Genomic DNA, 26,020 nt, shown 5'->3' on the forward strand with positions numbered 1-26,020 from the left:
TCAGGAGACCCGGGATATGTCCTTCAGCCACGAATCGAGGCTAGTGCAGGTTGAGTTGTAAATCTCTGATCTGGATCAGTTGCCGGCCGGGATGGCGGTCATGCCCCGAATGCGGGTTCGGCGGCGGGGTGGTGCCTACGAATGGGTCTTGCAGGCATGTTATGCTGAAAAACTTTGACGCAACCGGATAGATGTTCATGAATTCCGACAGACTGAATCAGCTTCACCAGGAGATCAAGCGCCGCATCATGGTTCTGGATGGTGGCATGGGCACCATGATCCAGGGTTATGGATTGCAGGAAGCCGATTACCGGGGTGAGCGCTTCGCTGACTGGCCGTCGGACATCAAGGGCAACAACGACCTGCTGGTGCTGACCCAGCCGCAGATCATCCGCGAGGTGCACGCCGCCTATCTGGAGGCCGGTGCCGACATCCTCGAAACCAACACCTTCAACGCCACCCGCATCGCCATGGCGGATTACGGCATGGAAGACCTGGTCCCGGAGATCAACCGGGAGGCCGCCCGCCTGGCCCGGGAAGTGGCCGACGAATACACTCGCAAGACCCCCGACCGCCCCCGTTTCGTGGCCGGCATCCTCGGCCCCACCAACCGCACCGCCAGCATTTCCCCGGACGTCAACGACCCGGGTTTTCGCAATGTCTGGTTCGACGAGCTGGTGGCCGCCTACCGGGAGGCCGCCGAGGCCCTGCTGGAAGGGGGGGCGGATATTCTGCTCATCGAAACCGTCTTCGACACCCTCAACGCCAAGGCCGCCGTCTTTGCCGTGGAGGGCTTGTTCGAGGATCGGGGCGAACGCTGGCCGGTGATGATCTCCGGCACCATCACCGATGCTTCCGGGCGTACTCTGACCGGCCAGACCACCGAGGCCTTCTGGAACAGCCTGCGTCATGCAAAACCTTTGTCCATCGGCTTGAACTGTGCCCTGGGGCCGAAGGAGCTGCGGCCCTATGTGGAAGAACTTTCCCGCATCGCCGACACTCACGTTTCCGCCCACCCCAATGCGGGTCTGCCCAACGAGTTCGGCGGCTATGACGAGACCCCGGCGCAGATGGCCGAAGAGATCTCCGAGTGGGCCGGCAGCGGCCTGCTGAACATCGTCGGCGGCTGCTGCGGCACCACCCCCGACCACATCCGCGCCATCCGTGAGGCGGTGGAACGACATGCCCCCCGTCCGCTCCCGAAGATCGCCCCCGCCTGCCGCCTGTCGGGCCTGGAGCCCTTCAATATCACCGCGGATACCCTGTTCGTGAATGTGGGGGAGCGCACCAATGTCACCGGCAGTGCCCGCTTCAAGCGCCTGATCAAGGACGGCGACTACGAAACCGCCCTGGAGGTGGCCGCGGAACAGGTGGAAAGCGGCGCTCAGGTCATCGACGTGAACATGGACGAGGGCATGCTGGATGCACTGGAGGCCATGAAGCGTTTCCTCTGTCTGGCCGCCGCCGAGCCGGATATCTCCCGGGTGCCGGTGATGATCGACTCTTCCAAGTGGGAGGTGATCGAAACCGGCCTCAAGTGCATCCAGGGCAAGGGCATCGTCAACTCCATCTCCCTCAAGGAGGGGGAGGAGATCTTCATTCGCCAGGCCCGCCTGCTGCGGCGCTATGGGGCGGCGGTGGTGGTCATGGCCTTCGACGAAGCCGGTCAGGCGGATACGCAGGATCGCAAGGTGGAGATCTGTCGGCGGGCTTACCGGATCCTTACCGAGGTGGTGGGTTTCCCGGCCGAGGACATCATCTTCGACCCCAACATCTTCGCCATCGCCACCGGCATTGAGGAGCACAACAACTACGGCGTGGACTTCATCGAGGCCACTCGCCGCATCAAGCAGACCTTGCCCCATGCCATGGTCTCCGGAGGTGTCTCCAACGTCTCCTTCTCCTTCCGGGGCAACAATCCGGTGCGCGAGGCGATCCATGCCGTGTTCCTCTACCACGCCATCCGCGCGGGCATGGACATGGGTATCGTCAACGCCGGTCAGCTGACGGTCTACGACGAGATCGGGCCGGACTTGCGGGAACGGGTGGAAGACGTGGTCCTCAACCGTCGTTCCGATGGCACCGAGCGTCTGCTGGAGATCGCCGACCGCTTCCGCGACACCGGCGGCGAGACCCGCAAAGAGGACCTGGCCTGGCGGTCACTGCCCGTGGCCAAGCGTCTGGAGCATGCCCTCGTGAAGGGGATCGACGCCTACGTGGTGGAAGACACGGAAGAGGCCCGTCAGACCTTCGACCGGCCCATTCATGTCATTGAAGGCCCTCTCATGGACGGCATGAATGTGGTGGGCGATCTGTTCGGCGCGGGCAAGATGTTCCTGCCCCAGGTGGTCAAGTCCGCCCGGGTGATGAAGAAGGCCGTGGCCCACCTGATCCCCTACATCGAGGCGGAAAAGGGCGACGACTCAAAGAACAACGGCCGCATCCTCATGGCCACGGTGAAGGGGGACGTCCACGACATCGGCAAGAACATCGTCGGTGTGGTACTCCAGTGCAACAACTTCGAGGTCATTGACCTGGGGGTCATGGTGCCCGCACCGAAGATTCTCGAAGCGGCACGGGAACACCAGGTGGACGTGATCGGCCTGTCCGGTTTGATCACCCCGTCCCTGGAAGAGATGGCCCACCTGGCGGCGGAGCTGCAGCGGGAAGGTTTCAGCACCCCGCTGATGATCGGCGGTGCCACCACCTCCCGCGCCCACACCGCAGTGAAGATCGCCCCCGGCTACGAAGGGGTCACGGTCTGGGTGAAGGACGCCTCCCGGGCCGTAGGTGTGGCGCAGAGCCTGGTCAGCCCGGAGCTGCGCGGCCCCTACGGAGAGAAAATCCGAGCCGAATATGTCGAGGTACGCGAACAGCACCATGCCCGCCGCAAGACCCAGGACTGGCTCAAACTGGACGAGGCCCGGGCCAACCGCACGCCGGTGGAGTGGTCCGGCTACACCCCGCCGCGCCCCCTCATCCTGGATGCGGATCAGGCCCCGTCTGCGGGCGGGCCGGCCCCGGAGATTCTGCATCCCCATGGTCCCGGCAGCATCCTGCTGCGGTTTGACGACTATCCCCTGGATCGGTTGGTGGACTACATCGACTGGACCCCGTTCTTCCGTGCCTGGGATCTGCATGCCGCCTTCCCCCGCATCCTGGATGACGAGGTCGTGGGCGAGGAGGCTACCAAGCTGTTTGCCGATGCCCAGCCCATGCTTCGGCAGATCATCGAAGAGGGCTGGCTCAGGGCCCGGGCGGTGGTGGGCTTTTTCCCCGCCCAGGCGGTGGGCGCCGACGACATCCAGCTCTACCGGGACGCGGTGGGCGGCGAGCCGCTGATGCGGCTGCACCATGTGCGGCAGCAGACCCGCAAGCCCCGCCAGGCCCCCAACATGTGCCTGACCGACTTCATCGCCCCGGCCGATACCGGTCTGCAGGACTATCTGGGGGCCTTTGCAGTCACCACCGGAGGTGGCATCGACGAGCACGTCAGGCGCTTCGAGGCCGCCCACGACGACTACTCCGCCATCATGCTCAAGTCCCTGGCGGACCGTCTGGCGGAGGCCTTTGCCGAACACATGCACGCGCGGGTGCGGCGGGAGTTCTGGGGCTATGCCTCCCGGGAGGCCCTGTCCAACGATGACCTCATCAAGGAAAAGTACCAGGGCATCCGTCCGGCCCCCGGCTATCCGGCCTGCCCGGAACACACGGAAAAGGGGCTCTTGTGGGAACTCATCGATCCGGTGACCCACGCGGGCATGACCCTCACCGACAGCTATGCCATGTCGCCGGCCTCGTCCGTTTCCGGGTTTTATTTCTCCCATCCGGAGTCCCGGTACTTCGGCGTCGGCAAGCTCAACCGGGATCAGGTGGAGGACTATGCCCGGCGCAAGGGCATGGCGCTGGAAGAGGCGCAGCGCTGGCTGGCGCCCAACCTGGGGTATGATCCGGACTGAGCCCCGTTCACATCGTCACATCCATCGGAGTCCCCATGCCTGAGTCCCGCGACACGGAACACGACTCGCACCGCCTCGTCCTGCGCAATACCCGCCTGAAAGACTACGACGGCATCCATCACATCATGGAGGCCGTCTATCCCAGTCTGGACGGTGCCTGGAGTCGGGAACAGTTCGAGTCTCAGATCCAGCGCTTTCCCGAAGGCCAGATCTGCATCGAGGACAACGGCCGGGTGGTGGCTGCCGCCATCAGCCTGATCGTGGACTATCGGCGCTGGGGCGATCGTCATAAATACTGGGAGATCACCGGCAACGGCTTTCTTACCACCCATGATCCGGACGGCGATACCCTTTACGGGGTGGATGTGTTCGTGGATCCGGAATACCGGGGTATGCGCCTGGGGCGCCGTCTCTACGATGCCCGCAAGGAACTGTGTGAAAAACTCAACCTGCGGGCCATCGTCGCCGGCGGCCGTATCCCCGGCTACGCCCGTTACCGGGATGAGATGAGCCCCCAGCAGTATGTGGAACTGGTGAAATCCCATGAAGTCACCGATCCGGTGCTCACCTTCCAGCTCTCCAACGACTTCCACGTACGCAGGATCATCAACGACTACCTGCCCGACGACAAGGAATCCCACGCCTACGCCACCCTGCTGGAGTGGATCAACATCTATTACGAGGAAAAGGAAACCCTCATCGGTGCCACCAAGCAGGTGGTACGGGTCGGGGCGGTGCAGTGGCAGATGCGCCCCCTGAAATCCCTGGACGAACTGTTGCAGCACGTGGAATATTTCGTCGACGCGGTGTCCGGTTACCAGGCCGACGTGGTCCTGTTCCCGGAATTCTTCAATGGTCCGCTGATGGGCCAGTTCAACCAGGACAACACCGCCGAGGCGGTGCGCCACCTGGCCGACTACACCGACACCCTGCGTCAGGAGATGGTCAATCTGGCCCTGGCCTACAACATCAACATCATCGCCGGCAGCATGCCCGAGTACGATGGACGGGAGCTGCGCAACGTCTCCTACCTGTGCCGTCGGGACGGCAGCTGGGACAAGCAGTACAAGCTGCACATCACCCCGGATGAACGGGCCTACTGGGGCCTGAAGGGCGGCGATGAGGTCCGCATCTTCGAGACCGACTTCGGCAAGATCGGCATCCTGATCTGCTACGACGTGGAATTCCCGGAACTGCCCCGTCTGCTGGCGGACCAGGGGTTGCAGATCCTGTTCGTGCCGTTCTGGACCGACACCAAGAACGCCTATCTGCGGGTACGTCGCTGCGCTCAGGCCAGGGCCATCGAGAACGAGTGCTACGTGGTCATCTCCGGCAGCGTGGGCAACCTGCCCAAGGTCGAGAATATGGACATGCAGTACTCCCAGGCGGCGGTCTTCACCCCCTCCGACTTCGCCTTCCCCCATGACGCGGTGGCCGCCGAGGCCACCCCCAATACCGAGATGACCCTGATCGCGGACCTGGATCTGGACAACCTCAAGGAACTGCGCACCCACGGCGCCGTGCGCAACCTAGTGGACCGGCGGCTGGATCTGTACGAGGTGCGTTGGAAGCGTTGAGGGTCGGAGCCGGGGAGGCGGCTCAGCCGATGCCCGGTACCGTCTGCTGCATGGGGTCCGCCGGCGGCGGGTCTTCCGGTTCCCCGGGAACCAGTACCTCCAGCAGTTCCAGTTCAAAGATCAGGGTCTCCCCCGGCCCGATGACGGCCCCGGCCCGCCCCTCGCCGTAGGCCAGCCAGTGAGGCACCACCAGCCGGGCCCGACTGCCTGCCGGCATGTTCACCAGGGCCTCCCGCCAGCCGGGGATCGTATCCTGCACCGCCACCACCGACGGTACCGCCCGACGCCGGGAGCTGTCGAACACCCGCCCATCCAGGTGCATGCCCCGGTAATGCACCACCACCTGGTCTTCCAGGGTCGGCACGGGCCCGTCACCCCGGTCCAGCATCTCCACCTGCAGGCCGCTGGGGAGGGTCACGACCCCGGCCTGTTGCCCGTTGCGGCTACGATAGGCCTCGCCGTCCTCGATATTCACCTCCACCAGCAGGCGGGCCTCCTCGGCCTGCTCCGGGGTCAGCCCGCAACTGCGCGCGCCCAGGAACAAGGCCACCAGCAGCACCAGGCTCAGGACCGATAAAAACAGGACATTGCGCAACAGACTCAGCATCGGATCACCAGGGGATGTCGCTGCCGTCGATATCAATGAAGCGGCCACTGTCCGCCAGGGACAGGTGCTCGAAGATCCCCCGCATGGCGGTGACGCTCCGGGTGGTGTCGATTTCCCCGTTGGGGCCGCCCATGTCCGTGCGTACCCATCCCGGATGCTGAGCCACCACGGTGATGCCCCGGGCCTTCAGATCCCGCGCCGCACTGACCACCACCGCGTTCAGGGCGGCCTTGGTGGAACGGTAGATGTAGGAACCGCCGGAGCCGTTGTCCCCCATGCTGCCCATCTTGCTGGAGAGATTGATCATCAGGCGACGGTTGCCGGCGGCCACCGGATCGACCAGGGCCTCCATGATCTTCAGCGGGGCCACGGTGTTGATGTGAAGGGTCTCCATCCAGCCCGCCACGTCCGTGTTGCCGAAGGCGCTTGCGGGACCGTAGCTGCCGGCGTTGTTGATCAGGATGTCCACCGGCGTATCCGAGAGGATGCCCGCCAGCGCCTGGATCTGGACGGGGTTGGTCACATCCAGGGGATGTACGCTGACCCGGCCCCGGGTCTTGGCGGCCAGGCGGTTCAGCTCCCGGGCCTGCTCCGGGTGGCGGCAGGCGGCGAGCACCCGTGCACCGGCCTCGGCGTACTGCTGCGCAAACGCCAGCCCGATACCCCGGTTGGCCCCCGTGATGACTACGGTTTCCGTCATGCCGCTTTCTCCTCCGCACAAAAATGAACAGTCCGATAAAAATATTCTGAATAAGCCATTCCCGCGCAAGCGGGAATCCGGTCACAGGCTGAAAATCCTTGACTCCCGCCTTCGCGGGAGTGACGGCAAGGGGCCTGCTCGGTGACGGCAGCGGACTTGTTCAGTGTTTTCATAATGGCTTGAGTGCTGCAAGGGATCAAGCGACCGACGGAAGGAGTCCGTGTACTGACCAGTCGGGAGGCATCGCCGGGTGTCAGGCGCTAAACTCAACCGTTAAAACCACACCGATGCTCATGCCGGAGCGGGAGAAAGGATCGATGAGTTCATCAGCCCATGCAGTTACGGTTCTGGTCGTGGATGATTCCAGGGTCATGCGACAGGCATTGAACAAGATTCTCAGCTCCCGTTACCAGGTGCTTGAGGCCGAGGACGGGGAAGCGGCCTGGCGCCTGCTGGAGCGTGAGCCCGCCATCGCCGGCATTTTCACCGATCTGTCCATGCCCGGGCTGGATGGTTACGGCCTGCTCAAACGGGTGCGTGACAGTCAGGATGCGCGGATCAGGGGGCTGCCGGTGGTCGTCGTGACCGGCAACGAAGATGATGTGGGCACCGCGCAGCGGGTACGGGATCACGGCGCCGACGAGATGCTGAAAAAACCGTTTCGCGCTGAAGAGGTACTCAAGCTCACGACGCGTCTGTTGGGCACCCCGGCCCCGGGAGCCGTGCCCGCCTCTGCGGTTGCCATCGCCCCGGCGGATGAACTCCAGTCGTTGCGCGATCAGCTGGCCCAGGCCCTGACCCAGGCCACCGCCGCGCTCAAGGGGCGGGATCAGGTGGAGAAGGAACTCAAGCAGTTGCGGACCGAGCTGATGTTGCGCCAGCAGACCTCGGATGAGCGGGAGATGCAGGTGCGCCTGAAACAGCAGGAACAGGCCCTGGCCACGGCCCGTGCCGGAGAGCAGCGGCTGGTGGCGGCGCTGGAGCAGCAGCAGGCCCGTAACAACGAACTGGAGGCGCGGCTGCAGAGTCTGACCCGGGATCTGGAACAGGCCGCAGCAGAACTGGTCCGGGCCCGTGAGCGGCCGGACGTCCCCGAGCGCCGGACACGCAATCAGGAGGCCCGCATCAAGGCCGAGGAGCTGGCCCGACTGCAGGCGGAGGACGAACTACTGACTGTCAGCCGACGTCTGGAGGAGGTGGAAACGGCCCTGGCCGCCGCTCACCAGGAAGTGCATGCGGCCAAGGCGGATACGGGGCGTCTGCGCAGCACTCAGCGGGAGCGGGAACAGCAGCTGGAAGCCCATTGCCGGGAACTGGAGGGCCGGTTGGCCCAGGTCATGACCCAGGTGGCCGAGGCCGCGCCCCGAGACAAGGCGGAGACATCCGGCCCGGTGATCGCCGAACCGGTATCCGGCCCTTCGCCGAGCGTCGCGGAAGCGTTCAGGGATGAGCGCAAGGGGTCAGAATCGGTGGCGCGCTGGGAAGCGGAGCGTGGCCGTGCGCGTCGTCGTCGGACGTGGCTGATACTCTCGGCGGGCGGCCTCGCGGCACTGGTTCTGGCATTCTGGCTGGGGACCCTGCTGGGATGAACGATGTTGCCGTGGCGGCCCGGGTTCCAGGGTGTATGATAGGCGGGCAACCACTTCGGGGGTGAGCATGTCACTCAGCATCGAACAACTGGTGGAAGAATCCACGGGACTGGTCTCATTGCCGGCGGTAGCGGTGCGCCTGAATGCCATGGTCAATGACCCGGACAGTACCGCGGCGGATATCGGTCGCCTGATCAGCCAGGACCCGGCCCTGACCATTCGTCTGCTGCAACTGGCCAACAGCCCCTTCTTCGGCCTGTCCCATCGAGTGGAGACCATCTCCCGCGCCGTCACCGTGATCGGTACTTCGCAGATCCGGGATCTGGTACTGGCCACCAGCGTGGGGCAGGCCTTTGAGCGTATCCCCAACGAACTCATGTCCATGGAGGCCTTCTGGCGTCACAGTGTCTACTGTGGCCTCATTGCCCGGATGCTGGCCGAAGACCTCAACCTGCGTCACAGTGAGTCCATGTTCATCGCCGGCCTGCTCCATGACATCGGCCGGTTGCTGGTCTTCAACCGGGAGCCGGACGAGGCCCACAAGGCCTTTCTGCTGAGCCTGCAGAATGTGAGCACTTTACCGCCCCACGAAGCCGAGCGCCGGATTCTCGGGCATGACCACGCCCAGGTGGGTGGGGCGCTGGCGGCCCGTCTCAACCTGCCCCGGAAGCTTCAGGATTGCATCCGCTATCACCACGAGCCGGCGAGCCCCACGGACTATCCCGTCGAGGTCGCCCTGGTCCACATTGCCAACAGCGTGGCCCACATGGCCGAACTGGATACCCAGGACCCCGGCGATGTCCCTCCGATCGACCCCCGGGCCTGGGAGCGTGTCGGACTGGAACCTGATGTGGTGCGTTCCCTCATCGAACGGGCGCAGCAGCAGGTGGTGGATGTGGAATCCCTGGTCCTGCATCACCCCTGAGGGCTTAGCGCCGGGCAGGGGTCTCCGCCAGCGGGTCGTCCGGCCAGGCATGCTTGGGATAACGTCCTTTCAGGTCCTTCTTCACCTCCGGATAGGTCCGTGACCAGAAACCGGCCAGGTCGCTGGTGATCTGGACCGGCCGTTGGGCCGGCGACAGCACATGCACCAGTAGCGGCACTCGACCGCCGGCGATGCGGGGCGTCTCCTTCAGACCGAACAGCCACTGTAGGCGGGCCGCCAGCACCGGCACCTCTCCCCGGCCGTAATCCAGCCTGACCCGCTGTCCCCCCGGCAGGGTCAGATGGGTGGGGGCCAGCCGGTCCAGGTCCTGGGGCAGGGGCCAGCCCAGAGAGCCACGCAGGATGGCCGTCAGGTCCAGGCGTTGCAGGTGTGTCAGCCGGTTCATACCCTCCAGCCAGGGACCCAGCCAATGCTCCAGACCTTGCAGTAGGGCCGCATCCGACAGATCCGGCCAGGGGGATCCCTGGGTGCGGTGCAGAAAGTTCACCCGTTCCCGCAGTCCCTGGGACTCCCGGTTCCAGGGCAGACAGGCCAGGCCCGTGTCCCGGATACCTTCCAGCAGGGTGGTGCGGATCCGTTCCGGATCCGGTGATGGCAGTGGGCGGGTCTCCAGGGTCAATGCCCCCAGGCGGATGTCTTGCTGCGCGGCCACGGCGCCGACCCGGGCATCCCAGACCACTTGCTCCCGCCGTTCCTGCAGCCGGCCCAGATGGCTCTCCAGGTCCTCCCGGTTCAGCGTTGCCGCCAGAAAGATGCGTGCCTCCCGCCCGGCGCCGTTCAGATTGGGGACCACGATCCATTCGTTGCCGGAGAGGGATTCGTGACGGCTGAAGGTCGCCCCGCGCCCCCCGGAGAGCCGGTAGCGCGCTTCGGCGCCGGAGCGGCGTTGTCCGATCCGGTCCGGATAGGCCAGCGCCAGCAGCAGTCCGGCAGCCTCCCGGGGTGGCGGTGGTGCCGGCCCCGTGGCCGGCGGGGCGGGACGCCGTGCCATGGCCGTGGCAAAGCGCCGGGCCTGTTGCAGCACTCGCTCCCGGCTGCCGCGATGGATGCGGTGGCCGGGTACCGTCCGTCCCTCAAGGGCTTCCAGTCGCAGATAGATGTCCGCTTCGGCGGGGCCGTCCAGACCGCCGAGAATATCCCGCTCCTCCAGCAGGGCCGCCAGTCTGCAGGCCAGGGTTTCCAGACCCAGACGGCGACCACTGAGCATCAGGTGGGCCAGCCGGGGATGGGTCCCCAGGGCGGCGATGGCCTCGCCATGGGCGGTCAGGCGTCCGGCCTCATCCAGTGCCCCCAGCCGTTGCAGCAGATCCCGGCCCTGGGCCAGTGCCGCCGGCGGTGGTGGGTCCAGCCAGGCCAGTTCCCCGGCATCGGCACCCCAGCGGGCCAGTTCCAGGGCCAGGGGCGCCAGATCCGCTTCCAGGATTTCCGCCGGACTGTGTTCCGGCATGGCCTGTTCGTCGCCGGTGGTCCACAGGCGCAGGCACACGCCGGGTTCCAGACGGCCCGCCCGACCGCTGCGTTGGGTGGCCGAGGCCCGGCTGATGCGCACCGTCTCCAGCCGGGTGAGTCCGGAGGCGGGATCGAACCGGGGCCGCCGGGCCAGGCCGCTGTCCACCACCACCCGCACGCCTTCGATGGTCAAGCTGGTTTCGGCAATGTCGGTGGTGAGCACCACCTTGCGTTGTCCAGCAGGGCAGGGGGTAATGGCCGCCTGTTGGGCTTCCGGCGGCAGACTGCCGTAGAGGGGGTGGATGCCCACATCCCGGGGTAGATTGCCGCTGCCAAGGGCCTGAGCCACCCGCTCGATCTCCCGTTGTCCGGGCAGGAAGGCCAGCACGCTGCCGGGCTCCTCCGTCAGCACCCCCCGCAGGGTCGTGGTCATCAGCGTCTCCAGGTCGACAGGGCCTCGCCGTGACGGCGTCAGGTGGCGGATGTCTACCGGAAACCGACGCCCCACGCTGTGAATCACCGGTACGTCACCCATCAGCCGGGCCACCGGGGCCACGTCCAGGGTGGCGGACATCACCAGCACCCGCAGGTCCTCCCGCAGCAGGCCGCGGGCCTGCAGGCACAGGGCCAGTCCCAGGTCCGACTGCAGGTTGCGTTCATGGAATTCGTCGAAGATCACCAGACTCACCCCCTCCAGGGCCGGGTCCTGCTGCAGGCGCCGGGTGAGTATCCCCTCGGTGATCACCTGCAGGCGGGTACGGGGGCCCACATGGCGTTCCAGCCGGGTCTGATAGCCGACCATGTCACCGACGGCTTCACCTCGCAGCCCGGCCATGAACAGGGCCGCGCCCCGAGTGGCCAGTCGGCGAGGTTGCAGCATGAGGATCGTGCCCGTACACCAGGGGGCATCCAGGGCGGCGAGAGGGACCCGGGTGGTCTTGCCGGCCCCCGGCGGGGCTTGCAGCACGGCGGCGCCCTGTTCGGCAAGGGCCTGCATCACCTGCGGCAGGACGACATCGATGGGCTGGGGAGGATGGGGCATGATGGGGAATGTTTCCGCTGCGGTCCTGTCGAAGGGACATGGATTTTAACGTCATGTCGGACCGTGCTGCGTGCATTCGGTCCGTAACAGGTTCCGTTGTCTCTACGAGGTGAAGACCATGAGGTTCGGGTGGCTGGTGTTCGTGTCGCTGCTGGGCGGCGTCCTGCTCGCCGGTTGCGCTTCCCGTCCGCCTGCGGTCATTGCCGACGTGCCAGAGGCGATACCCGCCCTGATGGTGGTCCGGGCCGATCCGGATGCCTGGCTGGGGCGGGAAGTCCGCTGGGGCGGGGTGATCGCCGGGGTTGAAAACCGGCAGGATCATACCGTGGTGGAGGTGGTGTCCCGGCCCCTGGATGGCCGGGGCCGTCCCCGGCAGGTGGATGTCAGCGAGGGCCGGTTCCTGGCCCATGTCCAGGGTTTTCTGGACCCGCTGGTCTATGTCGAAGGCAGGGAATTTACCGTGACCGGGCGAGTGGAAGGGGTGGTGCATCGACCCATCGGTGAGTACCGGTATGCCTTTCCCCTGATCCTGACCACCGGGACCCACCTGTGGAGCCCCAGGCCCGAGCCGACTCGTGACCCTTATCACCATTATCCGCCGCCGTTTCATTCTCCACTGTATGATCCATGGTACCCCTTCTATCACCCCTACTACCGACCATGGCGGTATTGAAGATGCATGATGCCCTCGCAAGGAAAGATCCCGCGGTGCGCGCTCGCCGGCTGCTGATCCTGCTGCTCATCCTGCTTCTCCCGGTGGGCTGCGCCACCGGGCCGCGTTTTGATACCGGGCGGGTGGATGCGGCCCTGACCCCGGCCGGGGCCGTCCGGGATGCCCAGGCCCTGGCCGGTACCCGGGTGCTGTGGGGTGGCGTCATCGTCCATGCCCGCAATTTGGCGGATGTCACCGAGATCGAGGTCCTGGGCTACCCCCTCGGCCGCAGCCAGGGACCCGATACCACGCGCGCACCTCAGGGGCGTTTCCTGGCTCACGTCCCCGGCTATCTGGAAACCGTGGACTTCGAGCCCGGGCGTCGTCTGACCGTGAGCGGCGGTCTCGACGGCACCGTGTCGGGCAAGGTGGGGGCGGCCCCGTACCTCTATCCCCGGGTCGAGGTGGATGAGTTCCACCTGTGGCCCCGGGATCATGCCGTGCCGGCTTCCGGCAGCCCGCGTTTCAACATCGGCATCGGTGTGATCTTCAGGAACTGACGCTGCCGAAGGTGTCTCTTTGCGGCTTGCTTTGTCGGGGTCGGCGGGGTCAATATCTCTCTCATGGATGCCTCCAAGGACAGTGGTCGCCAATTGTGGTTCACGCGCCGCGACGGCCGGGTCAGCGGGCCACACCCCGGTCGTGTGGTGTCCCGGTATCTGCTGCTGGGCCGCCTGGAGATCGAAGATCAGATCAGCACTGATGGCGAGCACTGGAAATGCATTGCCGAGCACCCCCACCTGATTCCCGAGGAACTGCTCAATACCCACGGTCCAGAAGGGCACTTGCGGCTTCTGCAGGCCCGTCTGCGGGAGGATGAACGCATCCGGGAGCGACGCACGCAAGCGCCGGAAGAGACGGAAGAGGATGGTCAGGTCGCGCCGGAGGCGCGCGCGTGCCCGGATCGGCGCCGGTCCGAACCGCCGGAGATCCTGAACTTCCGCCAGCAAAGGGCGGAACTCCTGGAGCGCCGACCCCGCGATGACTCACTCAAGGCCTGGATGCCCTGGGTGTTGTTTGGCGGTCTGCTGGGGTTGCTCCTGCTGGCGGGCCTTCTGGTGTCCTCGCTGGGGCGCACGCCGCCCTCACCGCCGCCGGACTGTCAGGCCCCGGCGGCACCGGGGGTGAACTGGAGCTATTGCCGCATGCTGGGGGTCGACCTGCGCGGTGCCGACCTGACCGGGGCCGTGCTCAACAATGCGGATCTGCTGGCCGGGCGTCTGGAGCAGACCCGTCTGACCGACGCGGATCTGAGCTATGCCGATCTGCGTCAGGCCCGTTTCACGGATGCGGACCTGGGCGGCGCCCGCCTCACCGGGGCGATCTTGGTGGAGGCCCGCCTGATCCGGTCACGGCTGACGGGTGCCGATCTGAGCTATGCCGACCTGCGCGGTGCCGATCTGAGCGGAGCGGACCTCACCGGTGCCCTCCTGAGTCGAGCTGTCTGGGTGGATGGCCGTATCTGCGCCGCCGGCTCCGTGGGGACGTGTCAGGACCCCACCCCCTGATGAGGATGGCCTAAGTCCGGCCGCCCTGCTATGGTGGCGGCCCCGGCCTGCCCGGCCGTTTCCGCATCACTCCCTGGACGCCTGCATGGATCATCAAGTCGCCTCTTCCTCGGATGAACCCCAGTTCACCCTCACCCTTGACGGCACCCGAATCACGGTGCTGGGCACCGCCCATGTCTCCCGGGTTTCCGCCGAGGCGGTGAGCCGACTGCTGCAGAGTGGGGGGTTTGATGCGGTCGCGGTGGAACTGTGCCCCAGTCGCCATCATGCCATTCTCAATCCGGATGCCCTGGCGCAGATGAATCTGTTTCAGGTGCTGCGCCAGGGCAAGGTGCCCATGGTGACTGCCAGCCTGGCCCTGGGGGCCTACCAGCAGCGGCTGGCGGAACAGTTCGGTATCGAGCCCGGTGCCGAGATGCGGGCGGCCATCGACGAGGCCCGCCAAGCCCACCTGCCCGTGCTGCTCATCGACCGGGAAGTGGGGACAACCCTCAAGCGCTGTTACCGTAACGTCCCTTGGTGGCGGCGCATCAATCTGTTCGCGGGCCTGATGGCCAGTGTGGTGAGCAAGGAAAAGATCTCGGAAGAGGAGATCGAGCGCCTCAAGAGCGGTGACGTGCTGGAGTCCACCTTCACCCAGTTTGCTGAGGAATCCCGGGCCCTCTACACCCCCCTGATCCAGGAACGGGATCACTACATGGCGGCCCGTCTCAGGCAGGAAGCCCGGGAAGGAAAGTACCGGCATATCCTGGCCGTGGTCGGGGCGGGCCATCTGCAGGGTATCCGCCAGGCCCTTGCCGGGACCGACGCCGAGTCGCCGGCGGACCTGATCCGGCGGCTGGACCAAGAACCGCCGCCGGCCATGTGGCCAAAGGTCCTGCCCTGGCTGGTGGTAGCCCTGGTGATCTTCGGTTTCATCCTGGGCTTCAGCCGCAATCCGGAACTGGGCTGGCAGCTGGTGATGGACTGGGTGCTCATCAACGGTACTTTGGCGGGTATCGGCGGACTCATTGCCGGCGGCCATCCGGTGACCGTGGTCACCGCGGCCCTGGCGGCGCCGCTCACCTCCCTGAACCCCACCATCGGCGTCGGTTTCGTGGCCGCAGCGATGGAAACCTTCCTGCGCAAGCCCACGGTGGGTGACTTTTCCCGCTTGCGTCAGGACACCACTCATCTGCGGGGCTGGTGGAAGAACCGGGTCTCGCGGGTGTTGCTGGTATTCCTGTTCACGACCCTGGGCTCGGCCATCGGCACCTACGCGGCGGGTTTTCGCATCGCCGAGCGTCTCCTGGGCAGCTGAAGCTTGATCCTTATGGACTGGTCGCGGATGCGCCCGGTTCCAGGCGGCGCAGCGACTCCAGGGCCCGCTCCGCGCGGCTGACGTGGGCCTGCAACTCCGGGTGATCGGGCCGCAGTTCCAGCAGGTTGCGCCAGGTCTCCAGGGCTTCGGGAATCCTGCCGTCCAGATACAGGCGTCGGCCCGTCTCCAGTCCCAGGGTCACCTCCGCATCCACCGCCTTGGCCAGTTCCCGCCGCAGTCGTCTTACGGTGGCATCCCGGGGTTGGGCCTGTTCCAGCGCCAGCAGATGGCGGCGGGCCGCCGGCAGGTCGCTTGATTCCATGGCCCCCTGGAAACTGCTGAAGAGTGCTTGGTTGCGCTGCGCCCATTGCGCCTGCAACTGGGCCTGGTGAGCCCGTCGCTCAAGCGCCTGTTGCCGGCTCTGTGCGGCCTGGGTCGATCGCAGGGCCTGTTCAGCCGCCTCGTCGGGAGCCAGCGCCAGAGACAAGCTCAGGGCCTCCACCGCGAGAGCGTGATCCGTTTCCTCCAGGGCTGACAGACCCAGTTGCAGCAGGGCCTCGGCCACCCGTCCGGTATCCTGTTTCGCCTGCACCAGGGCCTCCTGTATCCGATCGTTCGCGGGGTCGGCCCGCAGGATCTGGGCATAGAGCGGGGTGAGGGTGGTCAGGGCGCGTCCCTGGGACAGCAGCAGCCTCACCCGCAAGTGCTGGAGGTGCTCCTGCTGTTCCTTGAGGGCTCGGGCCTGGGCCGTCTTGAGGGCTTCGCTGTCGGGCCGCACGGCCAGCCCGCGGGTATAACTTTCCTGTGCATGGCTCCATTGTTCCCGTCGCAGGTGTCCGGCCGCCTGCATCAACATGGCCTGCTCCAGGTGCGGGCCGGCACGCTCCAGCCAGACCCGGAGGGAGGCCCGTTCAGGGTCATCCTCCGCCGGCGGCAGGGTGGCCATGATTCCCTGTACCAAGACGACATCACCCCGTTGCAGGGCCAGTTGCAGGCGCTGTTCGGGGCTGTAGGGCTGGATCATCACGGTGGTGCAGCCCGACAACCCCAGGGCGAGCAGTAACGGCAGGACGGCACGTCGTAGGATCATCATGGGGCGGGCCCCGTGATTAACGCGTGGATATTCCGCTCCATGAAAGGGCGATACGGTTCGCTCACATCCTCGACCACGCAGGTATGGACCGGTGCTTCCTTGCCTCGCAGGGACAGGTAGCCGTGGGAGCGGGTCTGGATGGCTTTCGCCAGCTCATCCTCCGCCAGCAGGGCCGCCGGGATGATGACCTGCCCCGGGTCGCCCGAGGCCATCAGGCGGGCTGCCAGATTGACGGCATCACCTACCACCGTGTACTGCATGCGATCGTCCGCCCCCATGTTGCCGGCCAGCATGAGACCACTGTTTACGCCCACCCGGAACCGCACCGGTACCTGGCCGGCCTTGACCCGTATCCGGTTCAGGCGGGCCACCAGGCGTTGCAGCATCACGCCGCAGGCAATGGCATGAAAACGGTGGTCCGGGTCGTCCTCGGTGACGCCGAAGACCACCATGACGCCGTCGCCCAGAAACTTGTCGATGGTGCCCCGGTAGCAATGGGCGATGCGGCTGACGTAGCTGAAATACTCGTTCAGCAGTCGCGCCACCTGATCCGGCTCCAGCTGTTCGGACAGGGAGGTGAAGCCGGCAATATCGGCAAACAGTACCGACGCCTCCACCTGATGTCCACCCAACTCCAGCTGATCCAGATTGTTCATGATCTTGCGCGCCACACCGACGGAGACATAGCGGCTCAGCGCCCCTTCCACCTGGGACTTTTCCTCCAGCCCCCGGGCCATCCGGTTGAAGGCCGTCATTAATTGCCCGATCTCGTCCCGTCGACGACTCTCCAGCCGGTAGCGGTAATCGCCGGTGCCGATGGCCCGGGTGGCGATCATGAGCTGGTCGATGGGGCGGGATAAGTGCTTGCCCATGAGAAAGGCGGCAATCCCGGCCATCAGGCTGATGATGAGGGTGGAGAGCGCGATGGCGGTCACGGCATGACGTGCGGCGGTGTGTTGTTCCGCCTGGCTCAGGGTCACCACCGCGGTGCCCAGGTGTACATCCTGAAAATGGATGTTGCCCGCATAACTGGAGGCCTGATGGTGAAGGGGGCTGGCCAGTCTCTGTGTCAGGGTTTCCGGAACCAGCCCCGATCGGGCCAGGGGGTGGCCGTCGCGATGATAGACGGCGGCACCCATGATCGTGGGGCTGCCTGCCAGGTTGATGATCAGCGCATTCAGGGCCAGGCTGTCATCGGCCAGCACCAGTTCCTTGGAGGTTTCCGCCAGTTGTTCCACCATCGCCTGACCGAAGCCGTCCATCTGCTCGTGAAGCAGTCGGCTCTGCTGGTTGATGATCACCAGGCCGAGCAAGGTCACGCAGCCGATGATCAGCAGCGAAATGCTCAGGCCGAGTTTATGGGCAACCGGCAGGTGACCCGGTCGATATGCGTCGATATGGCGCCTCAGCCTGAGGAGGGGGGATGCCATGGAGGTCTCGGGGGCATGAGGTGGCGGTATGGGTGCCATGATGATATCACTACTCCCATGAAAACCTCCTGTCGTCGCTTACGAGAAGGTTCTTCTGGTTGCTCCCGGAAAGGGCCTCCCCATCACTCCGGCCCCCTTACCGCCATTCCCACCTCTCTCTACCGTGTCACTCCCGCGAAAGCGGGAGTTCAGGGCGCGCTGGATTCCCGCTTTCGCGGGAATGACGTGTCATGGGGTCGGGAATGACGTGTTATGGGGGAATGGCGTGTTATGGGGGAATGGCGTGTTATGAGGGAGTGACGTGTTATGAGTCGGAAATGGCGTGTTCAGAACATTCTCGGCCGTAGACCGGAGTTATGCTCAATTCTGGTGTGCGGGAGTAGGAAGGTAGACCGGGGTCAAGGCCGTTGCTCCGGCGGGATGACTTGCCGATGCTCTGGGTTACACTCGGTTGCAGCAGCGACGCCCTTGGTGGATCAATGACGGGATGATCTCATGACCCTGACAGAATTGCGTTATATCGTGGCGGTGGCACGGGAGCGGCATTTCGGCCGGGCCGCCGAGGCCTGTCATGTGAGCCAGCCCACCCTGAGCGTGGCGGTGAAGAAGCTGGAGGAAGAACTGGGTGTGATGCTGTTTGAGCGCAGCAAGACCGAGGTCAGCATCACCCCGGTGGGCGAGGAAGTGGTGCAGCAGGCCCAGCGCATTCTGGAAGGGGTGGATACCCTGGTGGATCTGGCCCGTCAGGGCAAGGATCAGCTGGCCGGCCCCCTGCGCCTCGGCGCCATCCATACCATCGGTCCGTACCTGCTGCCCCATCTGGTGCCTGAGATACACCGCCGGGCGCCGCAGCTCCCCCTGATCATCGAGGAGAACTACACCGCACGCCTGGCCGAGGGACTCAGGCAGGGAGAACTGGACGTCATCATCGTGGCGCTACCCTTCGAGCAACCGGGGGTGGTGACCCTCCCGCTGTATGCCGAACCCTTCGTTGCCGTGCTGCCCGCCGATCACCCGCTGGCGCAACGTCAGAAGCTGGATATCGATGAACTGGCACAGGAAAACCTGCTGCTGCTGGGAGCGGGGCACTGTTTCAGGGAGCAGGTCCTGCTGGCCTGTCCCGCCTGTCATTCCACGGTATCTTCAGGCAACCGTATCCAGCATTCGGTGGAGGGCAGTTCCCTGGAAACCATCCGTCACATGGTAGTGACCGGCATGGGGGTGACCATCCTGCCCTGTTCAGCCGCGGGCGCGGATCGCTACGCCCGGCATCTGCTGGCAATCCGACGCTTCAATGACCCCGTGCCCGAGCGTCGGGTGGCCCTGGCCTGGCGCAGCAGCTTTCCGCGTCCCCGCGCCATCGAGGTGGTCCGGCAGGCCATCATGGAGATCCATGTGCCCTGCCTGGAGCACGTCAAGGGCGCCGCCTGAAGGATCATTCCGCCCATTCGATCCGGTCGCGGCCTGCCTGCTTGGCCCGGTACATGGCCTGGTCGGCACGCTGGAACAGGCTGTGGGGGGTGTCTTCCTCTCGATAGATGGTCACGCCGATGCTGGCAGTGACCTCGACATGATCCCCGCCTCCCAGGGGCAGGGGGCAGTCGCGGATGGCCTCATGGACCCGGGCGGCTCCCACGGCCGCCGCCGGGGCATCGGTGCCGGCCATCAGGATGACGAATTCTTCGCCCCCGAAGCGGAACACCATGTCACTCTTGCGGGTGACTTCCCGCAGACGCTGCGCCACGGCCATCAACACCTGGTCGCCGGAATGATGGCCATGGTGGTCATTGATGCGCTTGAAGTGGTCCACATCCAGCACCAGCATGGCCATCGGCTGTGCGGTACGACGGCACACGGCCAGTTCCCGCTCCACGGCCCGATTCATTCCGGTACGGTTCTGCAGGCCGGTGAGGGGGTCCGTCTGGGCCGCCTGCAGGGCCTCGTAATAGAGGAGGGCATTACGCAGCGGATAGATCAGGGCGGTCAGGGCCTCTTCCAGGGCTGCCAGTTCCGACTCCCGGAATTTACGTCCCCGCAGCAGCCGGAGTTCCCCCAGCTCACACTGGTCCACCATCAGGTTGTAACGACAGCTATGTCGGGACAAGCGGCCGCGGCTCACATGAATGCCCCGGTCTTCACGATCGAAGGTCAGGCCGTCGTGGGGGATGCGCCAGGCGATGGAGTTGGAGAAGATATCAATCAGTTCGTCCAGGTCCAGGGTGGTCTGCAGTCGGTGCAGTAGCCGCGGTGTGTCGATCAGTTCGGTCGGGCCGGGGGGCGCGGCGCGGCCACCCAGGAACTGCGGGGCTTTGACCACGGTGTTACCTGCTTGGTAACGGGTTTCAATCGGGGCCTGGATGATTTGACGGATCATGTGTCCTGTCTCGGCTCTGTTCCTCTGTGAAGTAATTGAAGCGAATTCCGTGCCACCTATAAATATTTTAATAAAACAAATATTTATTGTTTTTTGATGCGCTGGGCGGCGGAAAAATGACGCCGCTGCCGGTCGGATTTTCCCGCCGGTGCCGGAAAGTCGTGCTGCGGTCTTTCGCGGCGGACTGATACACTCTGCCCCCATGCTCAGACTCGAACATCTCTCCCTCAGACGCGGTACCCGGGTCCTGATCCAGGATGCGGATCTCACCATTCATCCGGGCTGGCGGGTGGGTGTGACCGGCGCCAACGGCACCGGCAAGTCCAGCCTGTTTGCCCTGCTGCGGGGGGAGCTGGCCCCTGACCAGGGGGAATGCAGTCTGCCTTCGGACTGGGTTATCGCCCACGTGGCACAGGAGGTGGAGGGGAGCGAACGCAGCGCCCTGGATTACGTCATGGACGGCGACGCCGAGCTGCGTCGTCTGCAAGGGGATCTGGCCCGGGCGGAAGCCGCGGGGGAGGGGGCCCGGGTGGGGGAACTGCATGCCCGCCTGGATGCCATTGATGCCTGGACTGCGGAAAGCCGGGCCGGCAAGCTGCTCCACGGTTTGGGGTTTGGGCCGGGGGATGAGCGACGCCCCATGGCCTCCTTTTCCGGTGGCTGGCGCATGCGCCTGAACCTGGGGCGTGCCCTGATGTGCCGGTCGGACCTGCTGTTGTTGGATGAACCCACCAATCACCTGGACCTGGAGGCGGTGCTGTGGCTGGAGCGGTGGCTGATATCCTATTCGGGGACGTTGCTGCTCATCTCCCATGATCGGGACTTCCTGGACCGGGTGGTGACCCATGTGGCTCATATCGAGCAGGGCGGCATCCGGCTCTATACCGGCGATTATTCCGCCTTCGAATTGGCCCGTGCGGAGGCCCTCTCCCGCCAGCAGGCCCTGCATGAGCGCCAGCAGCGGGAAATCGAACACATGGAGACGTTCGTGGCCCGGTTCCGGGCCAAGGCCAGCAAGGCCCGCCAGGCCCAGAGCCGCCTCAAGGCCCTGGAGCGCATGACCCGGGTGGCCTCGGTCCATGCCGATTCACCGTTTCGTTTTGCCTTTCGCGAGCCCCTGCGCCTGCCCGATCCCTTGCTGAAGCTGGATCGCATCTCCGGCGGGTATGGCGAGACAGCGGTGATCCAGGGGGTCAAATACTCCCTGCATCCGGGGGCACGCCTGGGGTTGCTGGGCCCCAACGGCGCGGGCAAGTCGACCCTTATCCGGATCATGGCCGGGGACCTCGCCCCCCTGGTTGGCTCCCGGGAGCCGGCACCTGATCTGTCGGTGGGCTATTTCGCCCAGCACCAGCTGGAGCAGCTGGATCCCCAGGCCAGTCCCCTGCTGCATCTGCAGCGACTGGACGGCCGGGCTCGGGAGCAGGAACTGCGCAACTTCCTCGGTGGCTTCGGTTTTCTGGGGGATCAGGCCCTGGCGCCGGTAGAACCTTTCTCCGGTGGGGAGAAGGCCCGACTGGTGCTGGCCCTGCTGGTCTGGCAGCGGCCCAATCTGTTGCTGCTGGACGAGCCCACCAACCACCTGGACATGGACATGCGTCACGCCCTGGAGCAGGCCCTGCAGGATTTCGGGGGGGCGGTGGTGCTGGTGTCCCATGACCGTCACATGCTGCGCAGTGTCTGTGACGACTTCCTGCTGGTGGCCGATGGGGGCGCCCAGGCCTTTGAGGGTGACCTGGAAGATTACCGGGACTGGCTGGCGGCCCGTGAGCGGGCCCAGGGGGGCGGTGACGTCCGGGAAATGGGTGGTGAACAGGGCGCGGCATCCCGCAAGGCCCGCAAGCGGGACGAGGCGGCACTCCGGCAGCGGCTCAAGCCCCTGCGGGATCAGGTGAGACGGCTGGAACGGGAACACGAAACCCTGGAGCAGGAAAAACGGTCCCTGGATGAGGCCCTGGCGGACCCCGCGATCTATGAGGCATCCGCCAGGGAGCGCCTGCAGTCGCTGCTGGGCCGCCAGGCGGAAACCGCCCGGCGGCTGGCCGAGGTGGAATCGACCTGGCTGGAGGCCTGCGAGGCCCTGGAGATTGCGGAGTCGGCGGACTAGGGGCGACCGACAGTCTGCCGATACCGAGGATTACTGCACGATGAAACCGGTGAAATAAAGCCCATTGATGGCCGGTGTGCCGGTGTGATCGGTCATGACCTGACGCAGGTTGTCCAGGGCCTCGGTGCGCAGCTGCTCCCGGGCCGCGGAGGTCTGCACCAGTTCCGGATCACGGCCGCCGAAATACAGGATCAGGTGGTGGCGGATCACCGGCATGTGGTGTTCCACCAGCTGGGCCTCCTGCGCCGTCTCCACGTAGAGCTGGGCATTGAGCTGCAGATACTGGGCCCGGCGAGGATTGTCCAGATTCACCACCAGGGCCGGCTGCAGGGGGATATAGCCCGGCCAGGTGGCCCCCCCTCCGGAGGGCGCGGCCGGCGCCGTCTGACTCCACCCCAGCAGGGCGATCAGCAGCAGGGCCGGGAAAACGGTCAGTTTGGTTCTTTGGCGTTGCATGTCTTGAGCCTGTGTGGAAGCAGTGAGGGTCCCGGCCCCGGTCGATTCGGCGGCCGGGTCATGGGGTGGAATCGTCATCGCCGGGGAAGATCACCGTGCGGCTTGGGTCGATGCGCAGGATCTCGCGCCCCTGCGCCACGGGCAGCAGGTTGCGCCGGCCATCCAGAAACGCAATGCACAGACGGCCTTCCGCCAGGGCTGCCTGCTGTTCCGCCGTCACGTAGAGGTGCTTGATGGTGCTGCCCACCTGGAAGTGATAGGCCACATCGGCCTCCTCCTTGTTCATGCGGTGGGCCGCCACCAGTTGCCGGAGTTGGTGCTTGAGGGCGCGGGCATCGGGTCGGGGTACGGCTTGAGGCGCCGGCGTCTCTGATGCCTGTTGTCCTTGAGGCTTGCCGCGAGGTGTCTGCCCCTGGGGTTTGCCGGTTCTGCGTCCCGGACTGCGCGGGCCCTGGCGCTTGGGTCCGGCCCCGTGACCGCCCTTGCCGGGGGCGGCGTTTCGCGCCCCTCGGCGCTCACCCTGACGGGCGACAGGGGTCTTGGCCTGTTCGACCTGCTTGACCTGTTCTTCAGTGACCAGTCCGGCCTGGAGCAACTGCTCGCGGAGGCTCTGGGTCATGTCTTACTCCTTAACGTGCAAAACGCCGGGGCCCCGTGGCAGTCGAGCCAAGGGGTCCTGGCGGTAGAATTGGCGGAATTGCCCATAGACATCCGGATAGGACTGAGCCAGGGTCCAGGGTTCGACGAAGAAATATTCGCTCATTACGGCAAAGAATTCACCCGGTTCGCTGGCCGCATAGGGATCCAGGTCCACCGGCTCATCCCGGTCCAGCCGAGCATGTAGCTCATCGTAGGCCCTGCTCAGGGCCCGGGTCCAGTCCTGAATGGACATTTCCGGGTGCAGGGGCGGCATGCCGTTGGCCACACCGTTACGCAGGTCCAGGGTATGGACGAATTCGTGAATGGCCAGCGGCTCTCCCGCGGCCATGGCCGCCCAGGACAGCAGCACCGGCCCCCGCTCCCAGGCCTCGCCGCTGTAGGGGCTTTCATCCAGGTGCAGGATGCCGTCATCGTCCATGATCTCTCGCCGGGGCAGAAAGTCATCGGGGTAGACGATGATGGTGGACCACTGGTCGTACCAGTCGATCCCCAGTTTGAGGATGGGGAGGCACGCCTGCAGGGCGATGTGCAGGGCGATGGAAGGGTTGATCTCCAGGCCATGGGCACCGTGGAGGTGCTTTTCATGCAGAAACAGGGTAGCCAGGCGGCGCAACTCCGCCCGCTCGGTACCGCTCAGTCCGGTCAGTATGGGCTGCGCCGCCAGCCCGGCATGCCAGAGTACGTCCGGAATGGGGTCCCGGGCCAGGGTGCGCTGTCGTCGCCAGGATTTGAACAGAGGGGGCATGCCGGGGTGCGTCAGGTAGGGGTGGATCAGGGTCATTATGGGGGGTAGCACTGAAGTTTTCAGCCACAGCCATAGTATGATGGCATGGCATGAAGGATGGCTCCGATGGAGAAGTCAACGTTGTACACCCACTGTGAAACACGCCTACGGCAGATCCTCAACCTGGGCGGTGCCCGCTGTCTGCGGGGTACCCGCATCGGTCTGGAAAAGGAAAGCCTGCGGGTGGATACGGACGGCAGCATCGCCCGGACGCCCCACCCGCGCGCGCTCGGTTCGGCACTGACCCACCCCTGGATCACCACCGACTATTCCGAAGCCCTGCTGGAATTCATTACCCCGCCCTGCGATACCCCGGGTGAGGCCCTGGCCTTCCTGCGGGACCTGCACGCCTTCACCTATCCCCGCATCGATGATGAATTCCTCTGGGCCACCAGCATGCCCTGCGTGTTGGCGGGGGAGCAGGGGATTCCGGTGGCCCGCTATGGCGATTCCAACGCCGGACGCATGAAGACCGTCTATCGTCTGGGTCTGGGTCACCGTTACGGGCGTCTGATGCAGGTGATCGCCGGCGTACATTTCAACTTTTCCATGGGCGAGTGTTTCTGGCCCATCTATCAGCAGGTACTGGGGGCAGAGGGAGAAGAGCCTCGCCGGTTTCGTGACCGCGGCTATTTCGGCATGATCCGCAACCTGCAGCGCCTGGGCTGGTTGATCCCCTACCTCTTCGGGGCCTCCCCGGCGGTGTGTCGATCCTTCCTCGCCGGCAAGCCCACCACCTTGGTGGAATTTGACGAGACCACTTTTTACGAACCCTGGGCCACCAGCCTGCGCATGGGTGATATCGGCTATCAGAACCGCAAGGAAGAAGAAAGCGGCATCAAGGCCAACTATGACAGCCTGGAGGGCTATGTCCGCAGCCTGTCCCGGGCCATCAACACGCCGTCGCCGGAATATGCCCGGATCGGCGTGGAGGTGGGCGGGGAATATCGCCAGCTCAACGCCAATATCCTGCAGATCGAAAACGAGTATTACAGTACCGTGCGCCCCAAACCCGTGACGGAGGGGGATGAGCGACCCACGGTGGCTCTGGAGCGGCGTGGCGTGGCCTATGTGGAACTACGTTCGGTGGACGTGAATGCCTTTGATCCCCTGGGGGTCAATGAGTCCCAGCTTCGCTTCCTGGAGGCGTTCATGATCTATGCCTTGCTGCTGGACAGTCCGCCCATCAGCGAGGTGGAGCGTTTTGCCATTGATCACAACCAGAGCGCCACCGCCCACCGGGGCAGGGACCCGTCGCTGCAGCTCATGCGCAACGGCGGGCAGGTGCCGTTACGGGCTTGGGCGACCGAGGTGCTGGAGCAGATGGCACCGCTGTGTCGGGTGCTGGATGACGGCGACGCGGAGCAGCCCTATTCCCGTTCCTTGGCGGAGCAGCAGGCCAAGGTGGCCGATGCGAAGCTGACGCCTTCCGCCCGCATGCTGGCCCTGATGTGTGAGCGCGAGCAGGGTTTTCACGAGTTTGCGCGGCAGATGTCCCTGGCCCATGCAACCTGCCTGCGGGGAGCGGGGCTTGACCCGGCGAGGGAGGCGATGCTGGAGGCCGGGGCCCGGGAGTCCCTGGTACGACAGCAGCGCCTGGAGGCGGAGGATGACGTGTCCTTCGCCGAGTACCTGCGACGTTATTTTCGATAGGCCGTCACGGCCGTTCAGGTGTCTTGATGTCACCCCCGCGCAAGCACCCTGACGCCGCAGTCGCGAAGGCATTT

General features: G+C 65.3%; 20 protein-coding genes. 11 read left to right on the plus strand and 9 right to left on the minus strand.

Features of this window, described 5'->3' with window-relative positions; genetic code table 11:
• The first annotated feature begins 197 nt into the window (after positions 1–197).
• Positions 198–3,959, plus strand: coding sequence for a methionine synthase (gene metH / locus LQ956_RS11550; protein WP_238630025.1), 3,762 nt, complete (start codon positions 198–200; stop codon positions 3,957–3,959).
• Between the two features lie 35 nt (positions 3,960–3,994).
• The gene (locus LQ956_RS11555) at positions 3,995–5,536 is read left to right on the plus strand and encodes a bifunctional GNAT family N-acetyltransferase/carbon-nitrogen hydrolase family protein (protein WP_238622129.1); all 1,542 of its coding nucleotides are present in this window, start codon (positions 3,995–3,997) and stop codon (positions 5,534–5,536) included.
• A gap of 22 nt (positions 5,537–5,558) precedes the next feature.
• Here the strand turns inward: LQ956_RS11555 and LQ956_RS11560 are convergent, their stop codons facing one another.
• Both LQ956_RS11560 and LQ956_RS11565 read right to left on the minus strand, forming a co-directional pair.
• Positions 5,559–6,143, minus strand: a complete 585-nt coding sequence (locus tag LQ956_RS11560; protein ID WP_238630024.1) for an FKBP-type peptidyl-prolyl cis-trans isomerase — start codon at positions 6,141–6,143, stop codon at positions 5,559–5,561.
• 4 nt (positions 6,144–6,147) lie between these two features.
• On the minus strand, positions 6,148–6,843 hold the full coding sequence (locus LQ956_RS11565; RefSeq protein ID WP_238622131.1) for an SDR family oxidoreductase: 696 nt from the start codon (positions 6,841–6,843) through the stop codon (positions 6,148–6,150).
• 317 nt (positions 6,844–7,160) lie between these two features.
• On the opposite strand from LQ956_RS11565, the gene LQ956_RS11570 reads away from it, so the two are divergent.
• On the plus strand, positions 7,161–8,432 hold the full coding sequence (locus LQ956_RS11570; RefSeq protein WP_255722455.1) for a response regulator: 1,272 nt from the start codon (positions 7,161–7,163) through the stop codon (positions 8,430–8,432).
• A gap of 67 nt (positions 8,433–8,499) precedes the next feature.
• Positions 8,500–9,357, plus strand: a complete 858-nt coding sequence (locus LQ956_RS11575; RefSeq protein ID WP_238622133.1) for an HDOD domain-containing protein — start codon at positions 8,500–8,502, stop codon at positions 9,355–9,357.
• Between the two features lie 4 nt (positions 9,358–9,361).
• Here LQ956_RS11575 and hrpB read toward each other — a convergent pair whose 3' ends face one another.
• The gene (gene hrpB / locus LQ956_RS11580; protein WP_238630022.1) at positions 9,362–11,869 is read right to left on the minus strand and encodes an ATP-dependent helicase HrpB; all 2,508 of its coding nucleotides are present in this window, start codon (positions 11,867–11,869) and stop codon (positions 9,362–9,364) included.
• A 118-nt stretch (positions 11,870–11,987) separates the two neighbouring features.
• On the opposite strand from hrpB, the gene LQ956_RS11585 reads away from it, so the two are divergent.
• The 4 genes from LQ956_RS11585 (at position 11,988) to LQ956_RS11600 (ending at position 15,389) form a co-directional block, all read left to right on the plus strand.
• On the plus strand, positions 11,988–12,542 hold the full coding sequence (locus LQ956_RS11585; RefSeq protein ID WP_238622135.1) for a Slp family lipoprotein: 555 nt from the start codon (positions 11,988–11,990) through the stop codon (positions 12,540–12,542).
• A gap of 2 nt (positions 12,543–12,544) precedes the next feature.
• Complete coding sequence (locus LQ956_RS11590) at positions 12,545–13,081, plus strand: Slp family lipoprotein (RefSeq protein WP_238622136.1); 537 nt, start codon at positions 12,545–12,547, stop codon at positions 13,079–13,081.
• A gap of 63 nt (positions 13,082–13,144) precedes the next feature.
• A complete protein-coding gene (locus LQ956_RS11595) occupies positions 13,145–14,089 on the plus strand; it encodes a pentapeptide repeat-containing protein (protein WP_238622137.1) in 945 nt (314 codons plus the stop codon).
• An 85-nt stretch (positions 14,090–14,174) separates the two neighbouring features.
• Positions 14,175–15,389 carry a TraB/GumN family protein gene (locus tag LQ956_RS11600; RefSeq protein WP_238622138.1) on the plus strand — a complete coding sequence of 405 codons (1,215 nt, stop codon included), beginning with the start codon at positions 14,175–14,177 and terminating at the stop codon, positions 15,387–15,389.
• A gap of 10 nt (positions 15,390–15,399) precedes the next feature.
• Here LQ956_RS11600 and LQ956_RS11605 read toward each other — a convergent pair whose 3' ends face one another.
• Both LQ956_RS11605 and LQ956_RS11610 read right to left on the minus strand, forming a co-directional pair.
• Entirely contained in the window at positions 15,400–16,482 is a 1,083-nt protein-coding gene (locus LQ956_RS11605; protein ID WP_238622139.1) for a tetratricopeptide repeat protein, read from the minus strand.
• Positions 16,479–17,912, minus strand: coding sequence for an adenylate/guanylate cyclase domain-containing protein (locus LQ956_RS11610; protein WP_238622140.1), 1,434 nt, complete (start codon positions 17,910–17,912; stop codon positions 16,479–16,481). Before LQ956_RS11610 ends, LQ956_RS11605 begins: the two co-directional genes overlap by 4 nt.
• A 495-nt stretch (positions 17,913–18,407) precedes the next feature.
• Between LQ956_RS11610 and LQ956_RS11615 the strand changes: the two genes are divergently transcribed.
• Entirely contained in the window at positions 18,408–19,343 is a 936-nt protein-coding gene (locus LQ956_RS11615) for a hydrogen peroxide-inducible genes activator (RefSeq protein ID WP_238622141.1), read from the plus strand.
• Positions 19,344–19,347: 4 nt separating this feature from the next.
• Here the strand turns inward: LQ956_RS11615 and LQ956_RS11620 are convergent, their stop codons facing one another.
• Positions 19,348–20,286 (minus strand): GGDEF domain-containing protein, encoded by a 939-nt coding sequence (locus LQ956_RS11620; RefSeq protein WP_238622142.1) that lies wholly within the window; start codon positions 20,284–20,286, stop codon positions 19,348–19,350.
• A 202-nt stretch (positions 20,287–20,488) separates the two neighbouring features.
• Here LQ956_RS11620 and LQ956_RS11625 point away from each other — a divergent pair, with 202 nt between their 5' ends.
• Positions 20,489–22,393 carry an ATP-binding cassette domain-containing protein gene (locus tag LQ956_RS11625; RefSeq protein WP_238622143.1) on the plus strand — a complete coding sequence of 635 codons (1,905 nt, stop codon included), beginning with the start codon at positions 20,489–20,491 and terminating at the stop codon, positions 22,391–22,393.
• A gap of 30 nt (positions 22,394–22,423) precedes the next feature.
• Here LQ956_RS11625 and LQ956_RS11630 read toward each other — a convergent pair whose 3' ends face one another.
• Genes LQ956_RS11630 through LQ956_RS11640 form a run of 3 tightly spaced genes read right to left on the minus strand, consistent with a single transcriptional unit; the run spans position 22,424 to position 24,290 of the window.
• The gene (locus tag LQ956_RS11630; RefSeq protein WP_238622144.1) at positions 22,424–22,849 is read right to left on the minus strand and encodes a flagellar basal body-associated FliL family protein; all 426 of its coding nucleotides are present in this window, start codon (positions 22,847–22,849) and stop codon (positions 22,424–22,426) included.
• Between the two features lie 58 nt (positions 22,850–22,907).
• Positions 22,908–23,468 (minus strand): DUF2058 family protein, encoded by a 561-nt coding sequence (locus LQ956_RS11635; RefSeq protein WP_238622145.1) that lies wholly within the window; start codon positions 23,466–23,468, stop codon positions 22,908–22,910.
• Positions 23,469–23,471: 3 nt separating this feature from the next.
• Positions 23,472–24,290: a M90 family metallopeptidase gene (locus LQ956_RS11640; protein WP_238630021.1), complete on the minus strand. Its 819-nt coding sequence runs from the start codon at positions 24,288–24,290 to the stop codon at positions 23,472–23,474.
• Positions 24,291–24,359: 69 nt separating this feature from the next.
• On the opposite strand from LQ956_RS11640, the gene gshA reads away from it, so the two are divergent.
• Positions 24,360–25,946: a glutamate--cysteine ligase gene (gene gshA, locus LQ956_RS11645; RefSeq protein ID WP_238630020.1), complete on the plus strand. Its 1,587-nt coding sequence runs from the start codon at positions 24,360–24,362 to the stop codon at positions 25,944–25,946.
• Positions 25,947–26,020 lie beyond the last annotated feature (74 nt).

The sequence above is a fragment of the Ectothiorhodospira lacustris genome (genome assembly GCF_022227845.1).
Classification (GTDB): Bacteria; Pseudomonadota; Gammaproteobacteria; order Ectothiorhodospirales; family Ectothiorhodospiraceae; genus Ectothiorhodospira; species Ectothiorhodospira lacustris.